Genomic DNA, 437 nt, shown 5'->3' with positions numbered 1-437 from the left:
GCCGTGGTCGAACTTGTTTGATGACATCATCATAGATTTTACTGAGTTGTTCGTACTCCGCCAATTTTCCGGCGGCCAATTCTGCCTTGATTTTATTTGCCACGATTAATTATTCCATCCATTGCTCTCTTAAATATACAACATTCCAGGCTTTGAGAGACTGTCACTTGACAATTTAGTCAGATACCCTTACTATATATTTGATCCGGGGGACCTGATCAAATCATGGGAGGCCAAAATATGAGTAATGATAATGTGATCCAAGTAATGAATGTTCAGAAACGCTTTGGCAACAAAGTAGCGGTGCAAGATGTTTCTTTTGCCATCAAGAAAGGCGAGATTTTTGGCTTATTAGGTCCAAACGGAGCTGGAAAGACCACTATTTTAAGGATGATAACGACTTTATTACGCCAAGATGCGGGGAAAATTTTGTTGAA

1 protein-coding gene and 1 pseudogene are annotated in these 437 nt (G+C 39.8%); one reads left to right on the top strand and one right to left on the bottom strand.

Annotation, left to right across the window (positions count from 1 at the left end):
- A pseudogene (locus KH893_RS12345) lies at positions 1-103 on the bottom strand (MarR family transcriptional regulator); the annotation flags it as partial.
- A 137-nt stretch (positions 104-240) separates the two neighbouring features.
- Between KH893_RS12345 and KH893_RS12340 the strand changes: the two are divergent.
- Positions 241-437, top strand: a 197-nt coding sequence (locus KH893_RS12340; RefSeq protein WP_281166343.1) for an ATP-binding cassette domain-containing protein, incomplete at its 3' end; no start/stop codon positions are given.

This window comes from Liquorilactobacillus sicerae, assembly GCF_029916425.1.
GTDB classification, from domain to species: domain Bacteria; phylum Bacillota; class Bacilli; order Lactobacillales; family Lactobacillaceae; genus Liquorilactobacillus; species Liquorilactobacillus sicerae.
Note: the sequence above shows the minus strand (reverse complement) of the source record. Positions and strands in the feature narration are given on the sequence as shown.